The 21,426-nt window shown below is 39.7% G+C and carries 15 protein-coding genes and 1 pseudogene; 7 read left to right on the top strand and 9 right to left on the bottom strand.

The genetic code is table 11. From position 1 onward, the window contains the following. Window positions 1-60: 60 nt before the first annotated feature. Entirely contained in the window at window positions 61-663 is a 603-nt protein-coding gene (locus LO761_RS12060) for a hypothetical protein (protein ID WP_272818531.1), read from the bottom strand. A gap of 32 nt (window positions 664-695) precedes the next feature. Then, window positions 696-1,535 carry a hypothetical protein gene (locus LO761_RS12055; protein ID WP_272818530.1) on the bottom strand — a complete coding sequence of 280 codons (840 nt, stop codon included), beginning with the start codon at window positions 1,533-1,535 and terminating at the stop codon, window positions 696-698. A gap of 258 nt (window positions 1,536-1,793) precedes the next feature. On the opposite strand from LO761_RS12055, the pseudogene LO761_RS12050 reads away from it, so the two are divergent. Next, window positions 1,794-2,453: pseudogene (locus LO761_RS12050) on the top strand (IS982 family transposase); the annotation flags it as partial. A 451-nt stretch (window positions 2,454-2,904) separates the two neighbouring features. Here the strand turns inward: LO761_RS12050 and LO761_RS12045 are convergent. Then, window positions 2,905-3,390 carry an SPOR domain-containing protein gene (locus tag LO761_RS12045; RefSeq protein ID WP_272818529.1) on the bottom strand — a complete coding sequence of 162 codons (486 nt, stop codon included), beginning with the start codon at window positions 3,388-3,390 and terminating at the stop codon, window positions 2,905-2,907. Between the two features lie 225 nt (window positions 3,391-3,615). Between LO761_RS12045 and LO761_RS12040 the strand changes: the two genes are divergently transcribed. From LO761_RS12040 to LO761_RS12030, 3 genes are all read left to right on the top strand, one after another. Next, entirely contained in the window at window positions 3,616-3,816 is a 201-nt protein-coding gene (locus tag LO761_RS12040) for a YtxH domain-containing protein (RefSeq protein WP_272818528.1), read from the top strand. Between the two features lie 76 nt (window positions 3,817-3,892). Further along, window positions 3,893-4,261 carry a phage holin family protein gene (locus LO761_RS12035; protein WP_272818532.1) on the top strand — a complete coding sequence of 123 codons (369 nt, stop codon included), beginning with the start codon at window positions 3,893-3,895 and terminating at the stop codon, window positions 4,259-4,261. Further along, on the top strand, window positions 4,258-4,509 hold the full coding sequence (locus LO761_RS12030) for a hypothetical protein (RefSeq protein ID WP_272818527.1): 252 nt from the start codon (window positions 4,258-4,260) through the stop codon (window positions 4,507-4,509). The genes LO761_RS12035 and LO761_RS12030 overlap by 4 nt, the downstream gene beginning before the upstream one ends. Window positions 4,510-4,770: 261 nt before the next feature. On the opposite strand, the gene feoB is transcribed toward LO761_RS12030, so the two are convergent. Beyond that, window positions 4,771-7,134, bottom strand: coding sequence for a ferrous iron transport protein B (feoB, locus tag LO761_RS12025; RefSeq protein WP_272818526.1), 2,364 nt, complete (start codon window positions 7,132-7,134; stop codon window positions 4,771-4,773). A gap of 98 nt (window positions 7,135-7,232) precedes the next feature. Continuing rightward, window positions 7,233-9,695 (bottom strand): prolyl oligopeptidase family serine peptidase, encoded by a 2,463-nt coding sequence (locus tag LO761_RS12020; RefSeq protein ID WP_272818525.1) that lies wholly within the window; start codon window positions 9,693-9,695, stop codon window positions 7,233-7,235. A 421-nt stretch (window positions 9,696-10,116) separates the two neighbouring features. Between LO761_RS12020 and LO761_RS12015 the strand changes: the two genes are divergently transcribed. Together LO761_RS12015 and LO761_RS12010 are read left to right on the top strand one after the other, a co-directional pair. Then, window positions 10,117-10,980 carry a DUF3737 family protein gene (locus LO761_RS12015; protein WP_272818524.1) on the top strand — a complete coding sequence of 288 codons (864 nt, stop codon included), beginning with the start codon at window positions 10,117-10,119 and terminating at the stop codon, window positions 10,978-10,980. Window positions 10,981-10,998: 18 nt separating this feature from the next. Then, window positions 10,999-12,171: a MalY/PatB family protein gene (locus LO761_RS12010; RefSeq protein WP_272818523.1), complete on the top strand. Its 1,173-nt coding sequence runs from the start codon at window positions 10,999-11,001 to the stop codon at window positions 12,169-12,171. Window positions 12,172-12,194: 23 nt separating this feature from the next. Here the strand turns inward: LO761_RS12010 and LO761_RS12005 are convergent, their stop codons facing one another. Continuing rightward, window positions 12,195-12,947: a DUF2490 domain-containing protein gene (locus LO761_RS12005; protein WP_272818522.1), complete on the bottom strand. Its 753-nt coding sequence runs from the start codon at window positions 12,945-12,947 to the stop codon at window positions 12,195-12,197. 219 nt (window positions 12,948-13,166) lie between these two features. On the opposite strand from LO761_RS12005, the gene LO761_RS12000 reads away from it, so the two are divergent. Then, window positions 13,167-13,868: a DUF4377 domain-containing protein gene (locus LO761_RS12000; protein WP_272818521.1), complete on the top strand. Its 702-nt coding sequence runs from the start codon at window positions 13,167-13,169 to the stop codon at window positions 13,866-13,868. A 270-nt stretch (window positions 13,869-14,138) separates the two neighbouring features. On the opposite strand, the gene LO761_RS11995 is transcribed toward LO761_RS12000, so the two are convergent. The 3 genes from LO761_RS11995 to LO761_RS11985 form a co-directional block, all read right to left on the bottom strand. Then, complete coding sequence (locus LO761_RS11995) at window positions 14,139-15,191, bottom strand: family 43 glycosylhydrolase (RefSeq protein ID WP_272818520.1); 1,053 nt, start codon at window positions 15,189-15,191, stop codon at window positions 14,139-14,141. A gap of 61 nt (window positions 15,192-15,252) precedes the next feature. Beyond that, on the bottom strand, window positions 15,253-17,103 hold the full coding sequence (locus LO761_RS11990) for a RagB/SusD family nutrient uptake outer membrane protein (RefSeq protein ID WP_272818519.1): 1,851 nt from the start codon (window positions 17,101-17,103) through the stop codon (window positions 15,253-15,255). 19 nt (window positions 17,104-17,122) lie between these two features. After that, window positions 17,123-20,437: a SusC/RagA family TonB-linked outer membrane protein gene (locus LO761_RS11985; RefSeq protein ID WP_272818518.1), complete on the bottom strand. Its 3,315-nt coding sequence runs from the start codon at window positions 20,435-20,437 to the stop codon at window positions 17,123-17,125. Between the last annotated feature and the right edge of the window lie 989 nt (window positions 20,438-21,426).

The raw sequence follows: 21,426 nt of genomic DNA, 5'->3' as shown, positions 1-21,426 counted from the left end.
TGTAAACCTTTTTATGTGTATCTTTTTGGTTATCAAATAGTTATGGTGTGTTTTCTGTTTCTAAACAAAAGTTAAATAGATACGTTTCGTTTTGCTTTTTTGGAACATTTCGTTTTGCGGATTATACTCTTCAAAATAGGAAAACTGCCTCATATTATAAGTAAAAGAGCCTAATTGTTTACCTGTCATGCCTTCTTTATTCATTATATTCTGCAAAGACTGTCTTTGTGCTGAAAGGCTTGGTTTTGTAATAATATCAGTAACCCAACGAGCAGGAAAAGAATATGATATTATAATTGGATCCATAGGTTTTACAATAGGAACAAAGCGCTGCTTCTCAATAGATCCACCTTGAAGAATTGAACCTAAATAAATATACCTCATTAACCCTTGAGTTGGTATATGTTCATTAGTTTCATAAATTAATGTATGTCCATTTCCGCTACTCCATACACTATCTTTCAATAATTCAGAAGAACGAGTAACGAAGGTTTTATTGAATAAAACAAAACTTTCCGGATTATCTATTGAAATATTTATCACTTCTTGAGGGTATCTCTCAAGAAGAACATGATTAGAGCCCCCCATTTCTTCAACTGTATCATCGGAACATGAAATTAAAAACATAATTGGCAAAATCAACAAATATACATATTGTTTCATAATTAATATAATTAAAGTTAATACTGAATATATTAAAAATCAAAAGTACCATGTTTATAAGAGAACCGAGAAGGTTTATAATAATCCTCTCCCGGGGTCTGGGGTTGTATGAAATCCTGTCTGAATATTTCCGTAGGATTATCTGTAACTAAATTTGCATCATGGGTATATATGTTAAAATAACACTCTGGATCTGTTTTTTGGTTATATAATCCTTCTCCCACAAAAGTAAATTTGTAAAAACCGATTTTTCCCCCGTCTTTTCTTACCGTAAGAAACCAGACATTACCAGTACTTATCGTTTTAAATCTCAATCCGTTTAATGATGAATAAGTTTCCTCTATAAACTGGTCATTCAAATATGTTTGTTTTTTACAAGTAAAAGGCAATTCAAATTTACCTCCTTCTGCTGGTAGAACAAAAGGATTCTGTTCCGAATGGATTTTATACACAAATGTCAACTTCCCTTTATTTATAATTAGGGGAATTTTTTCTACTTTTATGCCATTAATAGTAGAATAAGAAATCTGTAAATCACCATTCAAAATTTTATCTTCCTTATTAATATTTGAGGTTATATTTAATACAACTTGATCACCCTTTACTTTTGTCTCTATATCAGAAAAAAGAGTTTTATCAAATTCTATCGAAACATCCTTGGGAATAATCGGAACTTCTGAATCTAAAACATCATCTATCAATGTTTTTTGAATAATTGTAAAAGTAATAGTACGTTTCTCTCCCAAGCAACTAAATGGTTTAGATACGTTCTCACTTGGCAGCAACTGATATTCAAAAATTTTATTATTTTCTTCTTTTTCACAGGAAAAAAATGCTAAGGAAACGAACAGAAGAATGAATATTTTTTTCATATTAGTACGATTTAGCTTTTACAAATTAAAAGATTTTTCCTGTACAATAAAATACCAATTAATTGGTATTTTATCATAAATAACCATCTAAGATAATTTCTAAAACACAAATAATTGGAAATAAATAAGTTATCTTGTTTGCAAAGCTGAATAGGTAACGATTTGGAAACGAGTGGACTGCATATAGTCGCTGTTTTCTACCTAACAAAGAACGCTTGTTATTCTGTTTACAAAGATAATTATTACTGCACGCGGATTTTCCCGATGTTGGTATCTTACAACCGCTTCGTTGAACTGGAGAGCAGGGTATTCTTCCCAATTATGTTCTTCCTTAATCTACGGGCTTTCGGCAGATGTTCGAGAATAACGTTCGTCGACTCAACCATAATACCGGTCTGCCATAAACATCAGACACCATTCCAACAGGGGGTTCAAGGGAATCGCAGCAGACAGAAAAGGCACGATGGGATGGCATCATGGATTCAAGCTGCATTTAGCATGCAATGACAGAGGAGAAATCATAGCCTTTGCCCTTACGGGAGCCAATGTAGATGACAGGAACCCGATGGTGTGGGATATTCTGGCTAAGAAGAGTTACGGCAAACTGTTCCCTGACAGAGGATATATATCACAGAAACTCTTTGACAGGCTCTTCGATGATGGCATACAGCTCATTACCGGATTAAGAGTGAACATGAAAAACAGACTCATGTCTTTCCATGATAGGATGATGCTCAGGAAAAGACTCATCAGTGAAACCATTAACGATATGCTCAAGAATGTCACATAGATAGTGCACTCAGGCATAAGTCGATAACGAACTTCATCATGAACCTTATATCTGCTGTCGCTGCTTATTGCTTCTTTGACAATAAGCCGGCTGCACTTGTTAAATATACTATTGAAGATAAAAAGCAACACCATCGCTATTTTGAAGATTCTTATCCCGAACTAGGGTATTCGTCAATAATACATTGTTTGTTTCCAAAACCTTCAATTTGCTTTATCATAAAGAGACCTGGAAAAGTGATACGCATAAACCACTCAACTCATACGCATGAATCGCCTAACTCATACGCATGAACCGATCAACTCATACGCATGAATCGCCTAACTCATACGCATGAACCGATCAACTCATACGCATGAATCGCCTAACTCATACGCATGAACCGATCAACTCATACGCATGAATCGCACAACTCATACGCATGACTTGACAAACTCATACGTATCACTTCTCACACTCTCATGCATCTATATGGCTGACGATGCTTTTTACTTCTGTGTGTTCTTCGTTTAAACAATAATTATAAACAATAAAAAAGGCAACTCATTTGAGCTGCCTTTTAATAAAATAACAAACGAATTATTTGTTATAAAGTAACCAAGCTCCCTGAAAATCCTGACGGCTTGGATATTTAGCCTTAAAGCTCTCTTTAAACTGAGCCGCAGCTGAACGATCATCATAAGAATCGCATATCACACGATACATATTACGATCAGAGTTATAAGCGATACGAGCGTCATAGCCCTCATTATCCAAATATTCCTTTAAATTCTCTGCATTAGCCTTAACGCCAAAACTGCCACAAACAATGCTGTAAGCCTTAAGATCACTACCTGAGACCAAAGAAACTTTTTCAGAACGGTAAGTTGCGTCAGCTGCAGATACAGTTTGCTGTACAGGAGCAGCTTCAACAGCTTGTGTTGTTTCTTGAGTAGCAGCTGCTTCAGTCAGCTCCTGAGCTTTTGCCTTCTCATAAGCTTTCTTGTAAGCACTTTCACTTGATTTACATGAGGTAAATGCGAACGCCACGCAAAGCCCCATACACAAAACTAAAAACTTCTTCATTTTCTCTATTGTTTTAAATAATAATCGTTCAAAAATATATAGTCTTTTAAAATCAGCCAAATAATTGGTGCAAAAATACTACAATCTATGTTTCTTTTCGCCAATTTATGCGGTTAAATATAGTTAATACGCCATTTTTAATGCTTAATATCAAGAAAATAGCAAAAAATAAGAGCTTATATCCAATTTATTTTATAAATTTGTCCAAACCAAATTATTAAAACAATGAGAGGATTAAGTATTTTAGCTGCATTCATCGGGGGCGCTGTCGTTGGTGCTGCTGCCGGTGTATTATTTGCTCCTGAAAAAGGAGAAGAAACACGTAGCAAGATTGCTGAAGCTTTGCGCAAAAAGGGTATCAAATTGAGCCGTACAGAAATGGACGAACTGGTTGATGAGATTACCGACGCACAGGAAGAAGCTTAATTTTGTATTCAACACATAGCACCCACTGTAGATAAACTTTCTGCAGTGGATGTTTTTTAAAATCCTTTATATTATGATGTTTTCAAGCGATAAAAATATAGAGAATCTGCAACAGCTCTTTCAAGAATTGAAGAAGTATGTAAATGCTCAAAAGGACTACATAAAGCTGGAACTGGTGGAGAAACTTACCATTCTTATCTCTACACTTCTGCTTGTTTTAATTTTAATTATATTAGGCATTATCGCACTGTTTTACTTATCTTTCACATTCGCTTATGTGCTAGAACCGGCAGTAGGTAGTCTTACCGGCAGCTACGCTATCATTACAGCAGGCATAATATTACTTATCATTCTGATAATTTGCTTCCGTAAAAAGCTAATTGTTCAGCCGTTAGTAAATTTCTTAGCCAACTTATTTTTAAATGATGAAGACGCAAAAAAATGAATAAAGATATTATTACATTAAAAGATATACATCAGCTCAGAAAGGATAAGCTGACAGAGGTGCGTGAACAGGGTAACAAAATTAAAGATGCCGTTCACAACATATTTATGCCTCAGGAAAAAGAGACCGGTATCAACGGACTAATGCAATATGTAAGTACGGGAGTTGCCATTTACGATGGCATCTTGACAGGCTTAAAAATTATCCGGCGCATTCGTGGTGCATTCAGCGTTCGAAGAAAAAAATAACTAACTTTTTTATATAATAAGAAGCAGATTGCTCTGTAAGAGTAGTCTGCCTCTTCATATATAAGTAGCAATATGCTCCATTAACAACAAGAATTCAATGACAACAATCTTTTCTTTCTGAATGACTCTTTAATTGGCAGCATTGCGAATCACACTGATCACAGCAACTATGACGTGATTTGCCGTACAATTGTTTCCAGACTACAAAAGCAACAAGTGCTAATATAAAAACTAACAAGATAATACTCTGAACATTCATAGTTATATAAATAATTTAATTAAATGATAAGCAATCAATGCTACCAACCAAGCAATAGCACATTGCCAAACGACCAAAATGGTCGCATATCTCCCGCCCATTTCCCTGCGGACAGTAGCAATAGTTGCTACACACGGGGTGTACAACAAACAGAATACCAACAAAGAAAAAGCCATTGCTGCATTCAACACTTCCTGCAGCCCCGCCTGACTTCCAAACAAGACAGTCATCGTAGAAACAACGCTCTCCTTCGCCATGAAGCCTGATATTAAAGATGTTACAACTTTCCAATCACCTAAGCCAATAGGTTGGAACAGTGGTGTCAAAATGTCTGCTATATTTGCCAAAATACTATTTTGAGAATCTGCAACCAACTGCATACGGAAATCGAATGTCTGCAAGAACCAAATAACAATAGTTGCAATAAAGATAACCGAAAAAGCACGCTGCATAAAGTCCTTCGACTTATCCCAAAGTAAACGTGCCACACTCTTCACGCCCGGCATACGATAATTCGGGAGTTCCATAACAAATGGAACAGCCTCACCTTTAAAGAACGTTTTCTTCAGAAAAGTAGCAAGAAATATAGAGACAAAGATACCGAGGAAATACAAGAAAACCATGACCAAAGTAGCATTCCTTGGAAAGAATGCAGCTGTCAGGAAAGCATAAATAGGAAGTTTAGCCGTACAACTCATAAACGGAATAAGCATCACCGTCAATTTCCTGTCACGCTCGGAAGGTAACGTACGCGAAGCCATCACACTCGGAACACTACAACCGAAGCCCATCAGTAATGGTACGATGGAACGCCCTGACAATCCGAGTTTACGCATAAATTTGTCCATAACGAATGCTATTCGAGCCATATAACCACTATCCTCCAGCAAAGAAAGGAAGAAAAAAAGTGTAACAATAATAGGAAGAAATGTGATGACCGTACCTACTCCTGCATATACGCCATTAATAATCAACGAGTGTACCACATCGGCTATATTCCATGAAGTCAGTAATTTATCTGTATAATCGGTGAAGTCTGCTATCCAATCTTCTAACAATTCCTGCAAGCCACCCCCGATTACCTCAAAAGTAAGCCAAAAGATTAAGAACATAATTCCAATGAAAGCAGGAATAGCCGTATACTTACCGGTAAGAATGCTGTCTATGCGACGACTCCGCTTGTGCTCAATACTTTCCTCAGGCTTGACAACAGTACGCGAACAAACCTTGCGAATGTAATCGAATCGCATATCGGCAATAGCAGCAGACGGGTCAAGCCCACGCTCCTGTTCCAACTGTTTAAGAATGTGTGCGAGCAATTCTGATTCATTTTCCGAAAGCTTCAACGCATCTCTTATCAGCTTATCTCCCTCGACCAGCTTACTGGCAGCGAAACGGATAGGGATGCCCGCTGCTTCTGCATGATCTTCAATCAAATGCATGATAGCATGTAAGCAACGATGAACAGCACCACCATGATCTTCAGGGCTGCAGAAATCTTGTCTTCCGGGACCTTCCTGATACTTGGCAATATGAATTGCGTGAGTGACCAACTCATCCACTCCTTCATTTTTCATAGCCGAAATAGGAATAACAGGAATACCCAGTAAGTCCTCCATTTTATTAATACGAATAGTTCCACCATTGTTACGCACTTCATCCATCATGTTTAATGCCAGCACGATAGGGATATCAAGTTCCATCAACTGCATTGTCAGATACAAGTTACGTTCGATGTTTGTCGCATCAACTATATTAATAATTCCCGTCGGCTTCATTTTTAAAATGAAATCGCGGGAAACTATTTCTTCTGTTGTATACGGAGATAAAGAATAAATACCGGGAAGATCGGCAACCGAAGCCTTCGGATGACCTTTAATTGTCCCTATTTTTTGATCAACTGTTACGCCAGGGAAGTTACCTACATGCTGATTCATACCCGTCAACTGGTTGAACAGTGTAGTTTTCCCACTGTTCTGATTACCTACCAACGCAAAAGTCAGACGAGTTTCTTTCGGAAGCGGATGCTCGGTTTTCTTACAATGAAACCGTCCTTCTTCTCCCAATCCCGGATGCTCCACCTCATGACGGTATTCTTGTTCAATTACAAATTCAGACTCAGAAGAATTCTCAGTTTGCTTTTCGCAAGGGACAACTTCTATATTCTCAGCATCGGCCAGTCTGAGTGTCAATTCGTACCCTTGAACCTGCAATTGCATCGGGTCACCTAATGGAGCAAACTTATTCAAAGTAATCTCGGTTCCCGGAATGACACCCATATCTAAGAAATGCTGTCGCAAGGCCCCTTGGCCTCCCACAGAAACAATCTTTGCAGTCCGGCCTATCTTTAAGTCCCTTAACGTCATATCTCCTATCATTTTTATTATCTGACAGCAAAGATACCTCAAGTTTTTTGCAACTCAATTGCAAAAAAACATATTAGACGAAATATACCTACTTATTGTTATAGAGATTTCTTCGGATAAAGTGCCTCCCACCACGAGTCATCATCTTGCAAATACTTCTGAAACCAAGCAAAAATAGTATTTTGCCAACGTATACGTTTGTCATAATCCACTATATGATGGTCTTGATTATCAACAACGACAAAGGCTGTCGGCCTACCTAAAAGTTTTAATGCTGTAAACATCTGGATACTCTCGCCAACCGGAACATTATGATCTGCGCTTCCATGCAAGAAAAGCAAAGGAGTATGTATTTTATCAGCATTAAACAACGGACTACGATTAACAAACAACTCCTTATTTGTCCAAGGATATTCATTAGCCATAGATACCTCACTGTAAGAATATCCCCAATAGCCTTCACCCCAATAAGAAGTATGATCGCTGATTCCGGCATGTGAAATAGCAGCAGCAAATATATCGGTCTTAGTTTGTAAGTACTGAGTCATAAAACCTCCATACGAAGCTCCTATACAACCTATTTTCTTTGCATTGACAAATGAATGCTGATTGCAAAACTCTTTTACCCCTTCTATAATGTCTTGAGCAACGCCCTCTCCCGCCGTATCTACATGACGAGCGGAAAACTCTTGTCCAAAACCGGTAGCGCCACTTGGATTAATGATATAAACGATATATCCCATTGCAGCATAAAGGTTGTGAGGATAACGACTCTCAAAATTACGACTTGTCGGGCTGCATCCGCCATAGTAATTAACAATCATCGGATATTTCTTCGACTTGTCAAAATGAGGTGGCAAGTAAAAGCGACCACTAATAGTATCACCACGGGAATTAATAAAATCCCAAGACTCACAACTACCCAGTTCTATACCTTTCAATAGGGTAGCGCTAAGATCTTCAACACAAGTTGACTTGGCTGTATTCAAATCCATCGTATAAACACGGTCGGAATTCATGGCACCTTGCCCTATATAAGTCATAACCGAAGCATGACCGGCTACATTAAACGATTTAACCAAGTCCTCCGGTACTTGCAACTGCTTAATTTTCTTATTATCAGGATTCAATCGATAAAGGCTGACACAGTCTTTATTCTCAGCGTCAAAATAAATCTGACCATCGAACTTGTTCCAGACAACCTGTGACACACTCGGATTGAAATATTTAGTTAACGGAGTAATCTGCCTGCTTGATATATCCATAAGGTACAATTGATTATCCGTCATGCTTGGAGTCTGATCGGGTTTCACATTCTTACCTATTCCTGCAAAGCTTTCCGGAGTTCCTGAAAAAAGAATCTGAGTACCGTTGGGTGAGAACCAAGAGTTACCAACAAAACCATCTCTGTCAACAAGCAGTCGAACATTGAGTGTATTTACATCCATTAAGTAGATGGAAGTTAATGTAGTAGGACGTTTTGTCAAACGAGCTTCCGATTTATGTAATAACACATATTTACCATCTTTTGAAATATCAGAAACATACATATTATGATACCCGTATGTCAAAGGTTGAATCATGCCGGTCTTCAAATCATACTTCACCGGAAAAGAGCGATCACGCCACCCCGGTTGGCGGTCATCCGGAACCAACACCTCATAAATATCCTTACGCTCTTTCGGACCTTCCTGAGTCATACTGATAATTAAAAAATCTTCTGTCGGAGCCACCCTGACCATCCCATCCGGAAGACCGGTCGCTACAACCGTTTCATTTCCTGTAACCGGATCAACAGTTATCATATCCCGTCCATTCGTCTGCTTCTTAAAATAATAATATTTGCTCGACACAGGCATCCAAGCTTTCCGATCACTACCAACATCCTGCGCCTTTCCTGTGGCTAACTCCGTCAATGTTTGTGATCGCACAGACTCACCGCCCGAAATGACTGTTGTATAACTTGATAATAAATACTTTCCATCCGGAGAGATAGCGACACTATTAATCCTGCGTCCATCAGCAATGTCATGTATTGTTATAAGACGTCCGTTCTGCTTGTCGGGAATTGAGAGCAATCCGTCTTTCGCAGTCGTAACCCGCACTTTGAGTTTATCCTTTGACTCCTTATCGCCGATATATTTTATAGTAAACTGATGTGTTCCCGGCTCCAACTTCAACTCCTCGCCCTTTATCTTTATTCCGTCCAAAAAGAACTGGTAATCTTTCAGCCCATCTACGATCATTTTGGCATTTGTATACTTCATATTCTGCAAAGTAAAGCCCAACAGATACAACCCGTTGCTTGAATTCGGAAGCTTAATGCCATCTTTATCTCCTCTCAGAACTTGAGAAGAAGCAAAAACTTCGTTAACAGGAATGACTGTATTCAGAAAATTCTCGGAAGAGAATGTTTTATTATTCACGTCTACGCTATCAACCATAAAAGGTTTCTGTACAGAATAAGGACCAGCGACTTTCATCGTCGTAACATCAATATCATCCGCCATAGCAGAAAGAGAAACACTAAACGTTAAAGCTATAAAAAGTAATTTATTCATGTCGATAATTTTTATTATTGCTCAAATATAGTTAATAGTTCAATAAAAAACGAAGTAGGTAACTTATAAATAATAACTTTTTGACAGAAACGATATTCTAACCTATATAGAACGAAAATTGGAACAATAAATATGAACATCAGTTACGATACGAATGACCCGCCCAATTGATACGGATGAGTTGCTCAGTTCATGCGGATGAGTTGATCGGTTCATGCGGATGAGTTGAGCAATTCATGCGGATGAGTTACTCTGTTCATACGCATCACTTCCCCTGCTTATACATATCACTTATTCTATTCATTTATAGCAATTTAAAAAGTAATCCGCAAGGATAGTTTATAAAAAGAAATAAAATACGCCAAACCCTTTGGCACGATTCTTGTACTTGTACTATCTAAAATAAAATAGGTATTTAAGTATGAAACTAATTAAAGACAAAAGTTTCGGTGGCGAACGTCCACTTTTTGGTATTCAAGACGTCAGGATGGAGAATATCACTATTACAGACGGAGAATCAGGTATTAAGTGTTGCAAGAATTTAGAGGCGGATAACTGTAAATTCTATGGAAAATACCCTTGGTGGCATGTTGATGAATCGGTTATTACAAACTGCTACTTTGCCCCGGGTTCACGCAGTGCCATTTGGTATTCAGATAACATGAAAATGAAAGATTCTCTTATTGACGGCCCAAAGTTCTTCCGCGAAATGAAGAATCTGGAATTGGAAAATGTAAAGATAACCGATGCTGACGAAACATTTTGGCGTATAGACGGATTGAAACTGAAAAATGTAGAGCTGCATGATGGTACATACCCGTTTATGTTTAGTAAAAACATTTATGTTGACGGGTTAGTAAGTGACGCTAAGTATGTATTCCAGTATTGTAAGAATGTAGAAGTTCATCATGCGAAGATTACTACTAAAGATTCTTTCTGGGAATGTGAAAATATAACCATTTACGATAGCGATTTGAACGGAGAATACTTGGCTTGGCATTCTAAGAATGTACGTTTAGTCAACTGCCATATCAGCGGAGAACAACCACTCTGCTACTCCGAGAACATTGTTTTGGAAAACTGCACTTTCGATAAGGAATGCGATCGTGCCTTCGAAGATAGTACTGTCAAAGCCGATATCACAGGCTCCATTACAAATATCAAGAATCCTATTTCCGGATATATCACAGCGGATGAAATTGGTTCTGTAACTATTGACAACTTTGTCAAACAACCCAATAATTGCGTAATAACAGAACGTAAAAAGAATAAAGAAACAGCATAACGCCAGAAGTCCAACATTATGAATCGAAAATTTGATTTTGATACCCCCGTCAACCGACGAGGTACAGGCTCGTATAAATGGGATATCGTTAAAGAAGATGATGTTTTGCCGATGTGGGTTGCCGATATGGATTTTCAAACAGCTCCGGCTATTATCAACGCTTTGAAGAAGCGCGTCGAGCATGGTGTGTTTGGATATACTCAAGTACCTGAAAACTATTACAACGCGATAATCAACTGGTTTGAAAGACGCCATAACTGGCATATCCAACGCGACTGGATACTCTATACCTCAGGTGTTGTTCCTGCTATGTCGTGTGTACTGAAAGCCATTACTTTGCCCGGAGAGAAAGTACTGGTTCAGACTCCGGTTTATAACTGTTTCTTCTCCAGTATCAAGAATAACGGTTGCGAGGTTATTGAGAATCAATTGGTTCGTCAAGGGAACACCTACATTATTGATTATAATGATTTTGAACAAAAATGCGCGGATGAGAAAACAACAGTTTTTCTGCTTTGCAATCCTCATAACCCATCCGGAAGAGTTTGGAGAAAGGAAGAGTTGGCCAAGATGAACGAGATTTGTATGAAACACGGAGTAAAAGTAATCTCCGATGAGATACATTGCGAATTGACCATGCCCGGATACACTTATACTCCGTTTGCTGCCATTAATGAAAACTGCTTGAATAATAGCGTCACACTAAACTCTCCGTCAAAATCGTTTAATACTGCCGGACTTCAAATTGCTAATATTATCTGTAACAATATAATACTTCGAAGAAAAATTGACAGAGCAATTAATATCAATGAAGTATGCGATGTTAACCCGTTCGGTCCCATAGCACTCGAAGCTGCATACAATGATAGTGACGAATGGCTGGATGAATTGAAAGAATACTTATATGATAATTATATTACGCTGAAAAAATTCTTCGAAACGAACTTACCAAATCTAAAGGTAATTCATTTAGAAGGAACCTATTTGGTCTGGGTAGATATCTCAGAGACCGGACTTTCTTCGGAAGAAGCCGAAGAGAAGTTGCTTAAAGAAGGAAAAGTCCTGATTAACAGTGGAACCATGTACGGGCAGAAAGCCGGCGAAGGCTATTTAAGAATCAATATAGCCTGTCCGAAGAGAACTTTGCTTTACGGGTTAGAAAGGATAAAAAAAGTATTCGTCAATCTCTAATATATTAAGTAAATAGGTTAGAATTAGATTTTAAATTTATATCCGATACCTAAAATATGCATATCAGGCTCTGCAACATTCTTTTTTCTCTGATAACGATAATAAAGACTAACCGAATGCTGTTGATCAAAGTTATAATCGGTTCCAACCGTATAACGAATTTCTGTCAACTTCCAACTGTTATATAATTCTACATTAGCATAAGGCTGAAAGTTACTGTTTTGTATATCATACTTTATCTGAAAACGGGAACGGAGTACATTCTTTCCTTTTCCGCTTGAAGTTTTATTCTCCCATGTTTCTGTATCTTCATCATATTGTTGAACAGTTTTTTCCGGACTATAAATATATTGCCAGCGTTCACGAAGTGAAAGATTCAAACGTCCAAAATCAAAATTCCCCATCAACGATATGTTGAAACGATGACGAATGTCTATATGTGCCGGAATATATTTATTCACAGAACCACATGTATGATAAATCGTTACCGCAGAATTATGATAGTAGAATAATTTATATCCGGCTGAAACATTTAACCAACGAATCAGCTTATATGTTATGCTCATCTCTCCGCCCCAGCGATCTACTTCACTTACATTATTCCTTGCATAGAAATCAACTTCAAGCCCAACAGCGCATTTTTCTATCAACTTCTTTTCCGCTCCCGCGCTTATCCTTATACCGAAATCATCACGTTCTTTCTCCTGTGCCATTAATGGCAAACAAACAAATGTCAAAACAAGTATTCTTATTATTTTCCATCTTTTCTTTCCCATATCCTGCATTTTACGATGTCAAAGATAACAAATAATTCTAAAATAAGTCAAATAGTCAGCTTGACATCTATTAGTGAATACATTAAAAAGAAAATACCCATTCTTATACAGAACCATTAAATTTGATATAGACAAAGAATCTTTAATTTTTTTTGAAAGACTAATGCAGTCTTTTCTTCATAGTTGTGTTTATAATGTGTAACTATAAAATTAAATATGATGAAGAAACATATTTCTTTAACAATGTTATCTCTGTTGTTGATATCCTTTTTATCTACATCTTGCAACAAAGACGAAGAAATAGAGGCCTATGGAAATACACACAAAGTAAAGAATACCCAGACGCTTACTCTGAGCATTGAACCAGAATACTATTTAAGTGGAGTTGTCCTTAATAACAATTATCTTATTCCTATTTATAAAGGACATAATATAAACGGGAAAATAGATGATGTCTATTCCTTTACTAAAAATGAGATTTCCGGCTTTGATTATGAGGAAGGTTATAACTATACTATAAAAGTAAAACAATATAATATTATTGACGCGCCCATGGACGCGAGTTCTGCAATTTATAGATTAAAGAAAGTAATTAGTAAAGATTATGTAGGCATCAACAAAAAAGACGAGCAAATAATTACTCTTGAAATTCCGGATAAACCTATAAGCATACAAGTTCCTCGCTATAGAAAAGGGGATTTAATTAATGTTTTTCCTGCATTAGTAAAAGAAACAGGCGAGATCATTAACTTGATACAAGGAGAAATTATCGGTTTAACTCAAAAGCCTTACACTACTTATATAGTAAAAGTCAGTAAAATACCAACTAAAGATTCTGTTAATCCATTCAATCTCAACCCCTACCGTTTCCGACTGATAGAGGTTCTTTCAGAAAAACATCTTTCAAATCAGAGCAATTAAAGTTTTAAATTCTCATCTATTTTATAGAATCTTCTTTGGCACTCTTCTTCGAAGAATCTTTCTTCTTCGTGAAGAGGCCAAAGATGAATGATATTATAACTCCCCCCAACTTACGTTCAATTCCGACTTTAGAGAAAGTAATTCCTCTTATCCTATCGCATCTTTTCTTTGTTCTCTAAAAATAAGAGCCGATGAGATATAATAAATCAAAAAAGGATGCACCCGGATCTATACCATTTTACTTGCAAATTAATAAATAAATGTGGGAGCCTACTTATTAAAATAAGGAATCTCATGCTCGTAAGAAGGAATATGACCTGCTACAAGTGGCCAATCGTCCTGCCACAATACCTGATCGAGCATAACAAGACGACCTTTGCCCGGATCGGCCTTCAAGTAGCAGTGATAAATAATCCAGTCCTGCCCCTTATCATCAGTAACAAACTCTGCATTGTGTCCAGGTCCGGCAAAATAATGCGTACCATGTAGTAACACATCGTAGCCACCACTGAGCATTGACTGCCCGTTCTTGGCAACGTAGGGACCAAAAAGATTCTTTGAACGCCCGTAGATTACTTGATAGGTGCTTTGGGCTCCATCGCAACAAGTACCATTAGAACCGAAGAGATAATAATAGTCACCATGCTTATGAATATAGGTACCTTCCATCTGATTTCCGGCTATCTGCACCTTCTCAGTCCCAGACTTAATAGAAAGACCGTCGTCGCTGAGTTCTATGCCGTAAATGCCGGCAAAGCTTCCCCAGAACATATATTTGTGACCATTTTCCTCAATGTAAAAACCATCAATGCTATTACGAACATCTATTTCCTGGCTGTTTATTATCGCTCCATGATCAGTGAACGGACCATCAGGTTTATCAGCGGTAGCAACGCCAATACCACATGTCCATTCACCTCCCCACTCCGACTTGGCATAGTAAAGCACGTACTTGCCATTGATGTAGTTGATGTCGGGAGCCCATATTCCACCTTTGTCATTCCACCGCGGACGAGTTTCATCGGTGAATGCCGTACTTACAAATGTCCAGTTTACGAGGTCTTTTGATTTATAAATAGGCGTATTTCGTATATCCTCGGTGGCATAAAGATAGAAATAGCCATCATCTGCCTTTATCACCGTAGGGTCAGGCAGACTTATCGGCAGTACAGGGTTACGGTATTTCTCAACCGTGGACTTCACAGGTTTCTCATCTACTTTCCCGGGATCGATAGTGTTCTCCGAAGAAGCACACGACTCAACCGACAACGCAGTAACAAGAAATATACAACAAGCAATGTAATGTAGAATATTTGACTTCATAATTATAGAATAAAAAGAGGTATGCTGCCAAAGTGGTGCAGCACACCTCTGATATGATTAATTATTTCCAGCCTTCATTCTGAGTGAGAGCAGGATTACGCTCAATCTCCTCTTGTGGTATAGCCCACTTAAATACATAATCTCCATTGTAATTCAGAGTATAACGCTTAGTACCCCAGATTTCCGTCATACCGTTAGCACCATTGTGTTTTGCGGCATCAGGCTCTGTCAGACGATTGGTACCGAACTTCTTATCAGCCCATATACCCCAGCGAAGTTCCTTCCAGTACATCTGTCCTTCGCCACAGAGTTCCCATCCAAACTCATTGCGTATGCGCTGACGCATATCTTCCTGCCCCTTGACTTGCGTATACTCATTGCTGTTAAGCAATGCCAGGCCAGGAATACGGGCTCTTACCTCATTTACGTACTCGGCGGCCTCGTCGGTTTTTCCCTGCTCGTTAAGAGCTTCTGCAAGACTCAAGAGAGCACCGGCATAGCGAAAGATCGGAATGTCTATATCACTGTCCCAGATAGTACGGCTCTCACGTCCCTCAATAACGAATTTACGCCACAGATAGTAGTAACGGTCGTTGGTATCGGTACGTAAATCGAATGGGAAAGCTCCGTCTGAACCGAAGTAAGGCCAACGCAGGGTATATGTGTAGTTGTTGGCTGTGCACCCACCTACATAAGTAGAATACGGAGTGATGAAGTTCATCTCCATACGTGGGTCGCGACCATCGTAAACTTTACGGATACGAGCCTCATTACCTTTTTCGAGATACTTACTCATATCAGATCCGTAAGCCTGCATTTGTGCATAACCTTTCTTGTTGCTATTATCAAGTCCGGTACCAGAGGCATTGGGACTCAAATCATCACGAAGGAAATAAACGGAACGATTCTCCGGAGACATCTCTGAATAACCGGGGATTACATCATCCATACTAAACGGTCTTCCGTCAGCCCACTCATAAGAGTCTACAAACTTTGGATTAGGGATGAAATTGTTCCATGCATTATCTACTGTTACACGGTTACCGTAGCACTGTGCGAAGCAGTTGCCAAGCCCACTGTCATCTGTGTACTGATACTGAAAGATGTACTCGTTATTCTTTTCGTTGGCAGCCTTGAACATTTTTTTATAGTCGGGATACAAGCTGTACCCCATCTGTGTGATGGCCTTGAAGTCAGCCTCAGCTTTAGCCCATTGCTTCTGCCAGAGATATACCTGGCCACGCAGATAATAAGCAGCGCCTTTGGTCACACGACCATAGTCTTCGTTGCCGGTATCGTACTTGTCAGGAAGGTTAGACTCATTAATGGCTGCAGTAAGATCAGTAATAATCTGTTGCCAAACATCTTCCTCAGATGAGCGTGGCTTCGTAGCTTCGCCGTATTTTACAGGTTCGATATAGATAGGTACACCACGCCAGAGGCAGTTGGCACGATAGTAAGCCCAAGCTCTAAGGAATTCGCACTCGGCCTTGTCTCGAGCTTTGATTTTCTCATCCATGTCAGGCACCTTGTCAATATTCTGGATGACATTGCTTGTACGATAGATTTCCTCATAAAAGCATTTCCACCAGTGCCCAAAGGCCTGTGACTGTGCTGTGGCATTACCCATGACGATGGGCATATCGCCGTTTGTCCAATTGGCATCCAAGTCCATGATTTCAGTATAGGAATCAAGACCCACTTTTCCTTCGTTGGCTATGTACTCATAATAGAAACGTTCATAGGCACCGTTCACCACACTGTTGGCCATATTTGCCGACGTGAATACCTTTTCGGTACTGACGCGATCGGATGGCACGGTATCAAGAAAATCGGAAGAACAGCCTGTCAATACCAGTCCCGATGTAAGAATTACGGCTGTAGATATATTCTTAATAATATTCTTTTTCATATTCAAAGTCGTTTATTAATTAAAATGTTACGTTAACTCCAAACGAGAACTGTCGCATTGTGGTATAACCTGCGCCTGCACGCATTTCTGGATCAAGCCCTGGGAATGATGTAATGGTGAGCAGATTCTCTCCGGAGAAATACACACGCAGATTCTGTGCATAGATGGCCTTTATGATAGAACTCGGGAATGTGTAGCCAATGGTAAGGTTACGCAGTTTCAGGAAGTCACAGTTGTATAGGCGTAGTGTACTCTCTACTCCGTCACTTTGACTTGGGTTCTTAACCACCAGACGAGGGTTCTTCGAAGTAATGTTCGTTCTTGGATCTGTCGGTTTGTCAGGATCGTAGAAATAGTGGTCGTATGCTATCTTCTTTGGAAGCTGTAGACCATAAACTACGTCGGACGAGTTCTGACCAATCTCACGCCAATAGGTTGCAAAACCAGTAGAACCACCCCAATTCATAGACAGGTCGATACCATGCCATTCTACATGCCCCTGAATACCGAAATTGAATTTAGGAACATTCGACTTGCCAATGAACTCCTCATCGTTACTGCCACCATATACACCGTCACCATTAGCATCCGCAAAGATATAATCGCCGTACCAGATACGGTCTTTACCAACACCATGCTGCGGGAAAAAGTCGTGACCGGCTGCTATCATTGCCTTCAGCCAATCCAAATCCTTTGATGTACGAATCATGCCATCCTTTGGTCCGCCCTTAACGTTTACAGAACCATCGGCATTGAGGTAACTTCCATCGCCAGAATAGGTTCTCTTTACATAGAACTCGTTCATCATGTGCCCTTCCACGATACGGTTTCTGCCACCCGAAGAAACTTCACCCAGGTTAGAGTAGTATTTATCGGCATTAGGGTCGTCAGGGTTGGCACCCCAGCCATGAATCCACTGGCCCTTATACTTTTCTACGCGATTCTTGTTCCATGTACCGTTAACCGATATGCCGTAGGTGAATTCGCCAACTTTATCTTCCCATCCGAGAGTAAACTCAATACCTTGATTGCTAACCTCAGCGAGGTTCTGCAGAGGCGACGTCTTATCGCCATAGGTAAGACCGATTGACGGACTGTAGAGAATACCGCTGGTGCGTTTGTTGTAATAATCAATGACACCGTTGAGGTGGTTGTTGAGTAAACCGAAGTCAAGACCAACGTCGAATGTCTTTGTGGTTTCCCATGTAACGTCAATATTTGGAAGATGATTCAGATAGAAGCGAGGAGCCTTCTTGCCCCCCATGACGGTGTAGCCTGTCTCATACCACGACTGATATGCATAATTGTCAACAGAAGAGTTACCCAACTTACCGTAAGAAGCACGCAATTTCAGGTTATCAAATACTTTAAGGAATGAGTTCTTAGCAAAATTTTCTTCCGTAATACGCCAGCCTACAGAAACTGATGGGAAGAACCCCCAGCGCTTGTCGGGAGCAAAGCGGGATGATCCATCATAACGGAAGTCACCCTCGAGCAAATACTTTGACTGGAATGCATAGTTTACACGTCCGAAGTACGAGCGGAAGCGATAGCCTGTATCAGTACCCCAAATATAATCCATATTGGTAAGTGTCGACATGTCTGAGATAGAGGTATCAAGCATACCATATTTGTTGGTGTCAAGGTAGGTATCATAGTTCTTGCCTTCCTCGAAGCCAAACAGTACATTTACATCGTGGTCTTTTGCAAATGTGTGCCCCCAGTTCAGGGTGTTGGTCCACTTCCAGTTATAATACTGATGATAGTACATGTAAGCATGTAGCTGGTCGAGCGATGCCTTTGGCGATACCACATAGTTACGGCTGAAGCTGTAAAGTTCGTGCTGTGTGCCCGAATACTTGTGGCGCTCCTGGAAGTAGTCGTAGCCGAAGATGGTCTTGAATGTGAAGTCATGCAGGAATTTTACCTGTGCATGGGCAGTGGCGTAGGCATGGTTGTGCTTGTAGTAGGCGTCACCGTTACCGTTAAGGTTGAGTAACGGATTACCGGCCGCGCCATCTTCCTCAGATGTCTCGATGCCGCCGTAGTGCCCGTCGTAATAAGGATATATTCCCGGTACAGTCTTCAGGAAGCTCCATGCAGTAAGATTGCCTACGTCGTTGCGGTCTTGGTCGTCATGTGAACCCCAGATATGAGTACCAACCTGCAGAAAGTCGGTGATGTCGGATACCACGTTCAGATTGACGAAATACTTCTTGACACCCGATCGGATAATCATACCCGGATTGTCGAGATAAGTAAGGCCGATACTATATTTGGTACGTTTCTCGCTTCCGAGCACGGAAAGCGAATGTTCCTGCATCACCTTTGTCTTGTAGATTTCATCGTACCAGTCCGTATTCGGATAAGCTACATAGTTGGGATAGCCTGACTCCGCAATTCCATTGGGATTTTTCTCCGCGTCACGCCATGTCTGGATGGTGGTACCAGAATACGGTCCCTTGTCGATACCTAAATTGGTGTACGATTCATTTACAAACTGCATGTAATCTCCGTAGTTTGAAATAAAGCGAACTAATTTAGAAGGAGTGTTGATAGATAAGCGTCCTGAATAAGAAACACTTATTTTACCGGCACTGCCTGTTTTTGTCGTTACAAGGATAACACCATTGGCTCCACGGTTACCGTAGATGGCACACGATGCCGCATCCTTAAGAATAGAGATGTTCTCGATGTCGTTAGGATTGACGTCGGATAGACTCATCTCCATACCGTCAACCAATACAAGAGGGCTTGTATTGTTCAAAGTGCCGACGCCACGAATGTTAATACCGAAGCCTTCTGAGTTAGGTCGGCCGGAACTCTGCAGAACCTGTACACCAGCCGCCATACCGGCAAGAGCCTGTGTGACTGTGGTGACTGGACGGGAGAGAGCTTCCTTGCTCATGTTTACCGATGACACGGAACCGGTAAGATTCACTTTCTTCTGCGTGCCATAACCTACCACCACCACTTCATTAATTGATTGTACATCGTCGTTCATGGTAATGTCAAGATTGACACCTCTCCAAGTCACTTCTTGTGTCTCGAAGCCAATGTAGGAGATGACAAGCACATCACCACGATTCACGCCAGAGAGCGTAAACTCACCACTAACGTTGGTGATGGTCCCTGCTCCCCCTTTTTTTACTTTTACCGAAGCGCCAATGAGAGGATCTCCCATTGCATCCTTAACTACTCCGGAGCATTTCATTACTTGCTGTTGCTGTGCAGATACCTTCGTAGGTGTATCTACCGGCAATGCCATTGCTGTTCCTCCGCTGAGTATAGCGAGGAAGAACATCAGTCCTAATTGTAATTGATTATTAACCATAAAGTTTTAATAAATGTTGTTAATATTACCGCATGGACCGAAACCCAAGCTAATTTGATAAAAATCTCTGCTTAATAGTATATTAACATTAAATGTTGCCATTTTTTATTGTGTATACAATTTATGCAAAATATCTGAAGAACCATAATTTTTAATTTTTTTTATTCTAAAAAGTGTCAAAACGTATTTTTTCAGCACCATTTATCGTCCGCTAACCACCTTTTGTTACCCCGACAAAGCACATCTGCAAAACTCTAATATAGTCGATAATGCAAATCCATCTTATAACAAGCTAAAAAACAGGATGGCAGGAAAGAAACTAAACTTTTCTACACCTACTAAAGAGCTTTTCATATATTATACGTAATATTGCACTTGCTGGGTGACTCTACTGCTATGAGTGGTCTTGGCAAACACAATGCCTTACAATGCTTCCACGGAAGAAAAAGCGTTAGCGAGCCGCTCGCTAACACTTTTACGAGAGAAAATGAACTGTCGAGCGGCTCGACAGCACTTTTTTAAGGGAAAATGCACCGGCGAGCTTCCCGACAATGCTTCTATGGAAGAATATGCGTTGTCGGGAGTCCCGAAACCACTTTTATGAGAGAAAAAGCACTGTCGGAACTTCCCGATAACGCTTCCACGCAAGAAAAAGTGCTATCGTCGACCGACAACAGCACTTTTATATGAAAAGAGGGGGTGTCGTTGACAAAAACGATGGAAAAATAAAAAGTTTGCATCTTACACGCCTCCGCGTGGAAGAGGATCTCGGATTTCAGAAACTCTGGCGACTCTGCTGTTGACTCTTCATTATTTAGATATATCAAATTAACTAACAGATCGTTGATTTTTTATAAAACATTTATGGGGCACAAAACGAAGCGTATATAACGATAAGTTCACTTAACCCCTTTGTTTTTAACACTTTCAGCCCAATTTTATAAGTTTACATTTTGGGGCAAAAAGTTTACATAGGTTTAATTTTGGTT

Origin of the sequence: Phocaeicola oris (genome assembly GCF_021295095.1) — a bacterium.
In the GTDB taxonomy this organism is placed as follows: domain Bacteria; phylum Bacteroidota; class Bacteroidia; order Bacteroidales; family Bacteroidaceae; genus Phocaeicola; species Phocaeicola oris.
This window is presented reverse-complemented; position numbering and strand designations above follow the sequence as displayed.